This window comes from Neisseriaceae bacterium CLB008, from assembly GCA_041228285.1.
In the GTDB taxonomy this organism is placed as follows: Bacteria; Pseudomonadota; Gammaproteobacteria; order Burkholderiales; family Neisseriaceae; genus JAGNPU01.
Map to the genome: position 1 here is coordinate 518,902 of CP166133.1, position 11,274 is coordinate 530,175.

The window sequence follows — 11,274 nt, forward strand, 5'->3', positions numbered from 1 at the left end:
TCATAAAGCGATGTGGGGACGTGGCTCGTGCGTGTTGCCGTCGATGCTCAATCTATACGAATATAAACACATTATGGACGATTTTGATTAAAGTAGTATAAATAATGTGCTTTACTTTGGGTGGCCCAGGTGGTCAGCACCATCATTAAGGTTTCGAGGAGCTTGGACTGTAGCCATTGAATGAGCGATTCACCTTGGGCTTCCGGTAAACGGATGTCGATTAAGGTTAGAGTCAGCTGCTGACTTTGCTCTAATACGGCATAGGCTTGGGCCAGATTGTTGGCAAAGTGGATACACGCAGCGGGAATACCACACTGCTGTAAGAGCTCAAGCAGCTGATGGCGTGAGGTAGGGCAGTCTTCAACCACCAGAACCGATTGAAAACCTGCATTAAGGGTAGCGTGAGTCATTTATTTCTCCGTCTGCACGCTAAGAGGGGACATCAGTTTTGATTTTGGCTGATTAGTGGTCTTAAGCTGAGCAGATGTGTTTATTGTAATGTATAGAAATTAACAAATTTTTATAAGTGCTCATTGTTGTTCATGCACGGGTGGATCGCAATCACGTGAATCAGGTATTTATCCTATTATCTAAATCAAGCCCGTATGGCCTATTGTCGCGCGTTGCCGACTTGGCCTGGGTTTGAACATGGGCTTTCTAGCTCAAAAAAGAAGGGCGAGGATGGGGTTGCAGCCGTGCTCGTGCAGTGTTGATTGATCTTTCTTTAGCCTCTTGGCTAGTCTTGACTACGCCTTTAGTAGGGGGTGCCTCCTCCTAATGCGTCTTAAAAAAGCCCTTTTGTAGAATGGGTTTTATGACTTTAAAGCTTTAATCTTATGGTGTTCCAGTATATAGGCAATGGAGATACACCATGAGTCACTTTTTAGATCGTTTAAATTTCTTGAGTAAGAAACATGAGTCTTTTGCTCATGGTCACGGCACGGTGGTTACCGAGTCTCGTCAATGGGAGGATGGCTATCGTTCACGCTGGCAACATGACAAAGTGGTTCGATCCACTCATGGTGTGAACTGTACTGGCTCTTGCAGCTGGAAAGTCTTTGTTAAAAGCGGCTTGATTACCTGGGAAATGCAGCAAACCGATTACCCACGCACCCGCGCCGACTTACCGAATCATGAACCACGCGGTTGCCCTCGTGGTGCGTCTTATAGCTGGTATGTGTATTCAGCCCAGCGAGTGAAATACCCGATGATGCGTGGCGTCTTGGCAAAAATGTGGCGTGAAGCCCGTAAAACCATGTCGCCCGTAGACGCATGGGCCTTTATTAGCCAAGATCAAGAGCGTGCCGCCAGCTACAAGACCAAACGGGGCTTGGGCGGCATGGTGCGCGCGACTTGGCAAGAAACCAATGAATTGATTGCGGCGGCCAACGCCTATACGGTGAAAAACTATGGCCCTGACCGCGTGATTGGGTTCTCACCCATTCCTGCGATGAGCATGGTGAGCTATGCCTCTGGCAGCCGCTACTTGTCTTTATTAGGTGGTGTACCGCTGTCGTTTTATGACTGGTATTGCGATTTGCCGCCTGCCAGCCCACAGGTGTGGGGTGAGCAAACCGACGTGGCCGAAAGCGCTGACTGGTATAACGCCAACTACCTCATGGTGTGGGGCTCAAACGTACCGATGACGCGTACGCCAGACGCTCACTTCTATACGGAAGTACGCTACAAAGGCACTAAAACCGTGGCCGTTTCCAGCGACTATGGTGAAATGGCGAAGTTTGGCGACATTTGGATGGCGCCCAAACAGGGCACTGATGCGGCCTTGGGCATGGCTTTGGGTCATGTGATCTTGAAAGAATTCCACTTAGATAAGCCTTCTGCTTATTTCCAAGACTACTGTCGTCGCTATACCGACATGCCGATGTTGGTGCGCTTGCAAAAGCAGGGCGATGTCTACGTACCTGAATACTTCCTACGTGCCTCTCATTTAGATCAAGGCTTGGGCGAAACTGCTCACGCCGATTGGAAAACCTTGGTTTGGGATGAGGCCGAACAAAAACTAGTGGTACCGAACGGTTCGGTGGGGTTCCGTTGGGACAAGAGCCAATGCTGGAACTTAGAAAGCCTGGCTCAAGGGGCTGACTGCGTGGCTAGCTTAAGCTTGCTGGGCCAGCATGATGACGCCATTAACGTCGGCTTTAGCTATTTCGGCAGCGAACACGATGAGGTGTTGGCGCGTAAAGTACCGGTGAAAAAAATCACCTTGGCCGACGGCGAAGAAGCCTATGTGACCACTGTATTTGATTTAACCGTGGCCAACTACGGCATCGACCGTGGCCTTGGCGGCGGCAATGTGGCCACTGATTACTTCAATGACGAGCCCTATACCCCCGCTTGGCAGCAAAAACACACCGGCGTGCCACCAGAACAGGTGATTCAAGTGGCGCGTGAATTCGCCCAAAACGCCCATGACACCGAAGGGCGCAGCATGATCATTGTTGGTGCTGGCCTGAACCACTGGTACCACATGGACATGAGCTATCGCAGCATCATCAATATGTTGATGATGTGTGGCTGTATCGGTAAGAGCGGCGGCGGTTGGTGCCATTATGTGGGCCAAGAAAAACTGCGGCCACAAACCGGCTGGGCCCCATTGGCCTTTGGTTTGGACTGGTTGCGTCCGTCACGTCAAATGAACGGGACCTCCTTCTTCTATGCCCACACCAGCCAATGGCGGCATGAAAAGCTAGGCGTAGATGAGATCTTGGCACCGACTGAAAACGGTGAAATGTCGAAAATGAGCCTGATCGACTACAACGCTAAAGCCGAGCGTATGGGCTGGTTGCCATCGGCACCTCAGCTGTCCAGCAATCCGCTGGATGTGGCAGATGCGGCGGCTAAAGCGGGTATGAGCGCGGCAGACTACGTGGTGGATGGATTCAAAAGCGGCAGCCTAGACATGGCCTGTAACGACCCTGATAACCCGCAAAACTTCCCGCGTAACCTATTTGTGTGGCGCTCGAATCTTTTGGGTTCTTCGGCCAAAGGCCATGAATACTTCTTGAAGTATTTATTGGGCACTCAAAATGCGGTCAACAGCGACGAAGCCGATTGCATCACCCCCAGTGAAATTAAGGTTCGTCCTGCTGCTGAAGGCAAGCTAGACCTGCTGGTGGTGTTGGATTTTCGGATGTCGACGACTTGCCTATACGGCGACGTGGTGTTGCCAACGGCAACCTGGTATGAAAAAGACGACTTAAACACGTCTGACATGCATCCGTTTATTCACCCCTTGTCTGAAGCGGTTGAACCCCTATGGGAAAGCAAAACCGACTGGGAAATTTACAAAGGCATTGCCAAATCGTTCTCAGAGATTGCCAAAGACTACTTGGGCAAACGTCAAGACATCGTGATGACGCCTTTGATGCACGATACCCCACAAGAGCTTGGTCAGCCGTTTGATCCTAAAGATTGGAAAAAAGGCGAATGTGAGCCGATCCCGGGTAAAACCATGCCGGCCATCACCGTGGTTGAGCGCGACTATGGTGCGGTTTACGATCAGTTCACCTCGGTGGGCCCCTTGCTCGAAAAAGCTGGTAACGGCGGTAAGGGCATGGCTTGGGAGACGGGTCACGAAGTTGAATTACTGCGCCAAATCAACAAAACCCGCGCCGACGGTGCTGGTAAGGGCCAGCCTCGTTTAGAGACGGCCATTGATGCGGCGGAGATGATTTTGACCTTGGCGCCAGAGACCAACGGCCACGTGGCGGTGAAGGCTTGGGATGCTTTATCTAAAACCACCGGCCGCAGCCACCGACATTTGGCCGAGGGCAGTGAACACACCCACATTCGCTTCCGTGACATTCAGGCGCAGCCGCGCAAGATTATTTCATCGCCCATTTGGTCCGGCATTGAAAGCGAAACCGTGTGCTACAACGCCGGCTACACCAACGTGCATGAGTACATTCCTTGGCGCACCCTGACCGGTCGTCAGCAGTTCTATCAAGACCATTTGTGGATGCGCGGCTTTGGTGAACACCTCTGTGTGTACAAGCCTCCCGTTGATTTAAAAACCACGGAGAAAGTGGTCGGTCGTCACGACAACGGCAATAAAGAGCTGGTGCTGAACTTCTTAACCCCGCACCAAAAATGGGGCATCCACAGCACTTATTCGGATAACTTGCGCATGTTGACGCTGTCTCGCGGTGGCCCTCACGTATGGCTTAGCGAAGGCGACGCCAAAAATGCCGGCATAGAAGACAACGATTGGATTGAGGTGTTTAACGCCAACGGCTCCTTAACCGCCCGCGCCATTGTGAGCCAGCGGATTCCGGACGGCATGACGTTGATGTACCACGCCCAGGAAAAAATCATCAACGTGCCTGGCTCTGAAGTCAGCGGCAAGCGCGGTGGGATTCATAACTCAGTGACCCGTGCGGTGACTAAGCCCACCCACATGATTGGCGGTTACGCTCAGCAATCTTACGGCTTTAACTACTACGGAACCGTAGGCGCCAACCGCGATGAGTTTGTGGTGGTACGGAAAATGAACAAAGTGGATTGGTTAGATACGCCCGCAAAAGCGTAAACCAAGAAGACCATCACCAAAACGAATACTGTAAGGAACACAACATGAAAATCAGAGCCCAAATTGGCATGGTGCTGAACTTAGATAAGTGCATTGGCTGCCATACTTGTTCAGTGACCTGTAAAAACGTTTGGACCAGCCGCGACGGGGTAGAGTACGCATGGTTTAACAACGTCGAAACCAAACCTGGTGTCGGTTATCCGAAAGAGTGGGAAAACCAAGACAAATGGCAGGGTGGCTGGGAGCGCATGGCCAACGGTAAATTACGTCCACGCCAGGGCGGTAAATTGAAAATTTTGGCCAATATTTTTGCCAACCCCAATATGCCGCAGATTGACGACTATTACGAGCCGTTTACCTACGATTATGAGCATTTGCAAAATGCCCCGACCATGACCACGCCGCCAACGGCTCGTCCGGTGTCGGTGTTGACCGGCAAGAAAATGGACAAGATTGTCGGTGGCCCAAACTGGGAAGACGACTTGGCCGGTGAGTTTGAAAAACGCAGTAAAGACATGCTGTTTGAGGGCATTCAAAAAGAGATGTACGGCGCTTTTGAACAAACCTTCATGATGTATTTACCACGCCTGTGTGAGCACTGCTTGAACCCAACCTGCGTGGCCTCGTGTCCTTCTGGTTCGATTTACAAGCGGGAAGACGACGGCATCGTGCTGATTGACCAAGACAAATGTCGCGGCTGGCGCATGTGCGTGTCGGGCTGCCCGTATAAAAAGATTTACTACAACTGGACCAGTGGTAAAGCCGAGAAGTGTACCTTCTGTTACCCCCGTATTGAAGCGGGTATGCCGACCGTGTGTTCCGAGTCATGCGTGGGGCGTATCCGCTACTTAGGGGTGATGCTGTACGACGCCGATAAGATTGAAGAAGCGGCCAGCACCGAAAACCCACAAAACCTGTACGACGAGCAGTTGGGCGTGTTTTTAAACCCGAACGACCCGCGTGTAATCGAAGAAGCCCGTAAACAGGGCATCGACGAAGCTTGGTTGATCGCGGCGCAAAAATCTCCGGTGTACAAAATGGCGATGGAATGGAAGATTGCCTTCCCATTGCATCCTGAATACCGCACTTTGCCCATGGTTTGGTATGTACCGCCTTTGTCCCCCATCCAATCTGCCATCGAAAGTGGCCTCGTGGGCGAAAACGGCATCATTCCGAGCGTGGACGAATTACGTATCCCTTTACGCTACCTAGCCAACCTATTGACCGCCGGTAAGATCGAGCCGATCAAAAAGGCTTTGGAGACCATGATTGCCATGCGTCGCTTTAAGCGTGAAGAAAGCGTTCATGGTCGTGTCGACGAGAGTCTGTTGGCCGGCATTGGCCTGACTGCTGCCCAGGTGGAAGAAATGTATCAAGTGATGGCCATCGCCAACTACGAAGACCGCTTCGTGGTGCCGACCAGCCATAAAGAAATGGTTGAAAACACCTTTGAAGACAAGGCTGGCTGTGGCTTCACCTTTGGGAATGGTTGCAGCAGCGGTGAGTCGGAGGCCAGCCTGTTTGGCAAACGTAAATCAACGCCGATCGTGTTCCACGGCCTGCGTCAAGACCGAGAAGCCAACCGTGAGAAGCGTCGTGGTCATGGGGGAGAGGAACAGGGAGGCCAGTCATGAACTTAATTTTTAAATTGATTTCAACCTTGCTGTGTTACCCCACCGAAACCCAGCAAGAAGCGCTGGGGGATTTACGTACGGCGGTGGCCACTGTGCCAGTGTTGAGAGAGCATGCGTCGGCTTTTAATAAGGTGTTGGATTACTTAGAAAGCCGTGATCTGATCACCCTACAAGAAGAGTATGTGGCCTGTTTTGACCGTAACCGCAGTCATGCGCTGTATCTGTTTGAGCATTTGCATGGGGAAGACCGTGACCGCGGCAGCGCCATGGTGGATTTGCTGGAAGCCTACCGTGGCCATGGTTTTGACATCAGCGCCAATGAGTTGCCGGATTATTTGCCCCTATTGTTGGAATTCATGGCTCAGGTAGACGAAACGGTGGCGCTAGGCATGCTGGCAGACGCCATCCACGTCATCAATCACTTGGGCAATAAGCTGCACGCGAATCAAGTGCCTTATGCTCCCTTGTTGACCATCTTGGTGAACCTCAGCCCAACGTGCCCTGAGCCTTTAGTGGAGCCGCCGGTGCGTGACATGGATGAGGCAATGGAGGTGTTTGGCACCAGCGCCGAAGGTGTAGAGCCGTTGATTCGGCCAGGCCTGACCCAAACCGTACAGTTTTACCCTAATCGACCCATGGCTCAGTAGGAGACGCACATGAACACCCTTCATCAATTTTTATTTGGGATTTATCCCTACATTGCCCTGAGTATTTTTTTCTTAGGGAGCCTGATTCGCTTTGATCGTGAGCAGTATTCATGGAAGTCGGAGAGTAGCCAGCTCTTATATCGTGGCCAGCTACGCTTAGGCAATATTTTGTTTCACGTCGGTATTTTGGCGGTGTTTTTTGGCCACTTAGTGGGCCTGTTAACCCCCGTCATCGTTTGGGACACTTTAGGCTTGAGCCATTCGGCCAAGCAAATCATCGCCATGGCCGCAGGCGGCGTGTTTGGGGTGATCGCCCTGATCGGCCTATGCCTATTGCTGCATCGCCGCTTTATGTGTGACCGCCTGGCGGCCAACACCACCTGGCGCGATAAGCTGGTGTTGTTCTGGTTGTTGATCACTTTGCTACTGGGCTTGAGCACAATTTTCATCAGCGCTCAGCACACTGATGGTGAAGAGATGGTGCGCTTGATGAACTGGGCCCAACACATCGTGACCTTCAGAGGCGGCGCGGCTGACTTTATTGTCAATACGTCGATTTTGTTTAAGCTGCACATGCTGATGGGGATGACGCTGTTTGTGATTTTCCCATTCACCCGCTTGGTACACGTTTGGAGCGGCTTTGCCAGCGTCACCTACGTGACTCGTGCTTGGCAGCTGGTGCGTCGCCGTTAAGTAAATGAATCGGTTTTAATTTGCCTCAGGTGCCGTTGTTTGGCTCTGGGGCATTTTTTATGGGCGTGCGTGGTGGACAGACACAAAAAAACGAGTCAGTGACTCGTTGATTAGGCCGCTTCGCGGGCGTGCTGAATCTGGTGTAAGAGGGCAAACAGCTCTTGATGATGTGCTTCAATAACCGCTTCGACGGCATCAAAGTCGAGGGTTTCAAAGGACTTAATGACGGTGTAGTGCTCATTAAAGTGGGTGGCCATTTGGGCCAGCCAAGCCTCATATTCTGGATATTGCAAGAGCTGGGCCGAGATGTAAATCGACGGATAGGCGGCGGTAAAAGTGGGGCTGTCACAGAACAAAATCAGGGTGTAGTGACAGAATTCGTTCAGAATATTGATTTTTCTGAGGTCGTCTTTTTCTTCTTTCATGGTGTGCAGCAATGATTTGAATTTGGCTACTAAGGCCGAAAAATCAGTCTTGCTGCGCAGTCGTTGCAGGGCCAGCTTTTCAATAAAATAACGGATATGGTATAGGTCAACGTGTTCTTCGAGAGAATAAGCACGCAAAACGGTGCCTCGGTTCTGAATTTTGGTGGCGAGGCCATCGGTGATCAACATCAGGGTGGCTTCACGTACGGGTGCACGGCTGACGTTCAGTTTGTGAGCGTATTCTTCCTCAATGATTTTGTCTCCAGGGCGCAGGCGTCCTGACATGATGTCGTGCATCATCTCTTGTTTGATGATGGCGGGTAGGGATAATGGGGCTTTTTTTTCAGACATGGTTTTCAATGTGCTTAATAGACTTATAAAGTGGCCGCCTCACCCTTGTGGGGGATCGGTCCATTATTTTTATATAGTGAATAATGAGTATTGTGTTGCGGTGCAGTATGTGATAACAGACTGATTATAGTCGACAACATGGTTATTTTAAGCGAGTCTTGGCAATTGGTCTATTCGTAAATGTCACATCTCGCCTACGACTAAAGTCGTAGTTGACATACGTCAAAATGAGCAGGCCTGATCCGCATTAATTGGTGGATCAATCAACTTCTCACCAATGTTTAAAATTGTCGTGTGGCAGTAAGGTTAAGCCTAGCAAAAATGAATCTGTAGATTGCGCTAGGAGGCGTTATGGCAACGGTTAAATTTAAACAATACTCGGTACTTTTTAGCAGTACCTTGGCATTCACCGTGTGTTTTATGGTATGGACGATGTTTGCCGTCATTGGGGTACCCATTCAACAAGAATTACAGCTAAGCTCGACTCAGTTTGGCCTCTTGGCCGCGATGCCGGTGCTGTCTGGTTCTTTGGTTAGGGTGCCTTTGGGTATTTTGACCGACCGCATAGGCGGTCGTAAAGTGTTTTTTGTGTTAATGCTGTTATGTGTCCCTGGCATCTACGCCATTCAATTTGTGGGCGAGTACTGGCAGCTCTTGGTGGTGGGCTTATTCATGGGCTTGGCCGGCGGTTCTTTTTCAGTTGGCACGCCTTATGTGGCCAAATGGTTCCCAAAAGAGCGCCAAGGTTTGGCGATGGGGATTTTTGGTGCGGGTAACGCCGGCTCCGCCATTAATACCTTAGTGGCGCCCGCCTTGATCGCGATTGGCACCTGGCATTTAGTGCCCACCGTGTATGCGGCCATTATGCTGGGTACGGCCGTCATGTTCTGGTTCTTCAGCTTCCACAATCCTGAACATCTGGTGTCTTCTCAAGTTTCCATCAAAGAACAAATCGCCCTGATGAAAAACCCAGCCGTGTTGCGCTACAGCCAATATTACTCAGTGGTGTTCGGTGGCTATGTGGGTTTGGCTTTGTGGATGACCAAATACTATGTGAATGAATATGGTTTTGACTTGGCTCTGGCGGCCTTTCTAGCTGCTTGCTTCTCTATGCCTGGCGGTGTTTTACGGGCGCTTGGCGGTTGGCTGTCTGATAAATGGGGTGCTTATAAAGTCACCTGGTGGGTGATGTGGGTGTGTTGGGTGTGCTTCTTCATCCTGTCTTATCCACAAACCGACTTCGTGATTCAAACCACCAACGGCCCACAATCATTCCACATTGGCTTAAGCCCAGTCCTATTTACCATCTTGATGTTTGTGGTGGGCGTGGCGATGGCGGTGGGTAAGGCGTCAGTATTTAAGTTCATTGCTGATGAATTTCCTCGTGACATGGGCGCCGTGTCTGGCGTGGTGGGCTTGGCTGGTGGTTTGGGTGGATTTACCTTACCGATCATGTTTGGTGCGCTAGAAGACTTAACCGGCGTACGTACCGTGGTGTTTATGTTGATGTATGGCACCGTGTGCGTGTCGCTCATCTGGATGCATTTTTCGTTTAAAAAACAGGTTAAACAATAAGGGGCGCAACATGTCATACGTTTTAAAAGATTGGGAACCCGAAAATAAGGATTTTTGGGACAAAAAAGGGAAGGCCATTGCCAAGCGCAACCTGTGGCTGTCGATTTTTTCACTCTTGCTGTCGTTTGCCATTTGGCAAATGTGGAGCGTGGTGGTGGTGTATCTGCCCGCAGCAGGCTTTAACTATACGGCCAATGAATTGTCTTGGCTGATTGGCCTACCAGCGCTTTCAGGCGCAACGCTGCGGATTGTGTATTCCTTCATCGTGCCGATTTTTGGCGGTCGGCGTTGGACGGCTTTTTCGACCATGACGCTGTTGTTGCCGGCTTTGGGTTTAGGTTTTGCGGTGCAAAACCCAGACACGCCTTACAGCACCATGATGATTTTGGCTTTGCTGTGTGGTTTTGGCAGCGGCAACTTTAGCTCCAGCATGGCCAACATCAGCTTTTTCTTTCCTAAGGCAGAAAAAGGTACGGCATTGGGTTTGAATGCTGGTCTTGGTAATTTGGGCGTGTCGGTGATGCAGGTGGTGATTCCTGCCGTGGTGGGCTTCGGTATGTTTGGTGCCTTGGGCGGCAGCGCCCAAACCCATGAGATAGCCGGCGTGAGCCAAAGTGTGTGGCTACAAAATGCTGGCTTTGTCTGGGTGCCGTTTATTTTGGTGTCAGGCATTTTGGCCTGGTTTGGCATGAACGACATTGCCAGCATGAAGGCGTCTTTTTCTGAGCAAGCGGTGATCTTTACCCGTAAGCACAATTGGTTGATGTGCTGGCTGTATTTGGGCACCTTTGGCTCGTTTATTGGTTTTTCGGCAGGCTTTCCGTTTTTGATGAAAAGTCAGTTTGTTGGCGTGGATGCGCTGAAGCTGGCATTTTTAGGGCCGCTAGTAGGGGCGATTGCACGCCCATTTGGTGGCTGGCTGTCGGATAAAATCGGCGGCGCCCGCGTGACCCATTGGGTGTTTGTGCTGATGATGGTGGCCGTGGTTGGGGTGCTGTTGTGCCTGCCAAGCAATGGCGTGGGCGGCAATTTTATCGGCTTCTTTGCCTGCTTTTTGATTCTGTTTGCCCTAACGGGGATTGGCAACGGTTCAACGTTTATGCAGGTGCCAGCTATTTTTGCCAAATATCATGAAGCCCGTGCGGCGGCTGGCGAAATCAGCACCGCTGAAGCGCAGCAGTCTGCCACCAAGGAAGGCGCGGCCGTCTTGGGCTTCAGTGCGGCTCTGGCGGCTTATGGTGGCTTCTTTATTCCCAAAAGCTACGGTAGTGCCTTGGCATTAACCGGCAGTGTGGCGCCCGCTTTGATTGCTTTTATTGTGTTCTATGCCACTTGTGTGGCGATTAACTGGTGGTATTATGCTCGTAAGGGTGCGCCCACTAAATGTTGATAAGGTAAAC

At 50.9% G+C, this 11,274-nt stretch carries 8 protein-coding genes; 6 read left to right on the plus strand and 2 right to left on the minus strand.

Features of this window, described 5'->3' with window-relative positions; genetic code table 11:
• Positions 1-71 precede the first annotated feature (71 nt).
• On the minus strand, positions 72-410 hold the full coding sequence (locus tag AB8Q18_02320; GenBank protein XDZ51897.1) for a response regulator transcription factor: 339 nt from the start codon (positions 408-410) through the stop codon (positions 72-74).
• Positions 411-871: 461 nt separating this feature from the next.
• Here AB8Q18_02320 and AB8Q18_02325 point away from each other — a divergent pair, with 461 nt between their 5' ends.
• The 4 genes from AB8Q18_02325 to narI are packed head-to-tail and all read left to right on the plus strand — an operon-like array spanning position 872 to position 7,523.
• Positions 872-4,549: a nitrate reductase subunit alpha gene (locus AB8Q18_02325; GenBank protein ID XDZ51898.1), complete on the plus strand. Its 3,678-nt coding sequence runs from the start codon at positions 872-874 to the stop codon at positions 4,547-4,549.
• Positions 4,550-4,593: 44 nt separating this feature from the next.
• Positions 4,594-6,183, plus strand: coding sequence for a nitrate reductase subunit beta (gene narH / locus AB8Q18_02330; GenBank protein XDZ51899.1), 1,590 nt, complete (start codon positions 4,594-4,596; stop codon positions 6,181-6,183).
• Positions 6,180-6,830: a nitrate reductase molybdenum cofactor assembly chaperone gene (gene narJ, locus AB8Q18_02335; protein XDZ51900.1), complete on the plus strand. Its 651-nt coding sequence runs from the start codon at positions 6,180-6,182 to the stop codon at positions 6,828-6,830. Before narH ends, narJ begins: the two co-directional genes overlap by 4 nt.
• 9 nt (positions 6,831-6,839) lie before the next feature.
• Positions 6,840-7,523 (plus strand): respiratory nitrate reductase subunit gamma, encoded by a 684-nt coding sequence (narI, locus tag AB8Q18_02340; GenBank protein ID XDZ51901.1) that lies wholly within the window; start codon positions 6,840-6,842, stop codon positions 7,521-7,523.
• Between the two features lie 110 nt (positions 7,524-7,633).
• Here narI and AB8Q18_02345 read toward each other — a convergent pair whose 3' ends face one another.
• Positions 7,634-8,299 (minus strand): GntR family transcriptional regulator, encoded by a 666-nt coding sequence (locus tag AB8Q18_02345; GenBank protein ID XDZ51902.1) that lies wholly within the window; start codon positions 8,297-8,299, stop codon positions 7,634-7,636.
• A 351-nt stretch (positions 8,300-8,650) separates the two neighbouring features.
• On the opposite strand from AB8Q18_02345, the gene AB8Q18_02350 reads away from it, so the two are divergent.
• Positions 8,651-9,874, plus strand: coding sequence for a nitrate/nitrite transporter (locus AB8Q18_02350; protein ID XDZ51903.1), 1,224 nt, complete (start codon positions 8,651-8,653; stop codon positions 9,872-9,874).
• A 10-nt stretch (positions 9,875-9,884) separates the two neighbouring features.
• A complete protein-coding gene (locus tag AB8Q18_02355) occupies positions 9,885-11,264 on the plus strand; it encodes a NarK family nitrate/nitrite MFS transporter (protein ID XDZ51904.1) in 1,380 nt (459 codons plus the stop codon).
• Positions 11,265-11,274: the final 10 nt, after the last annotated feature.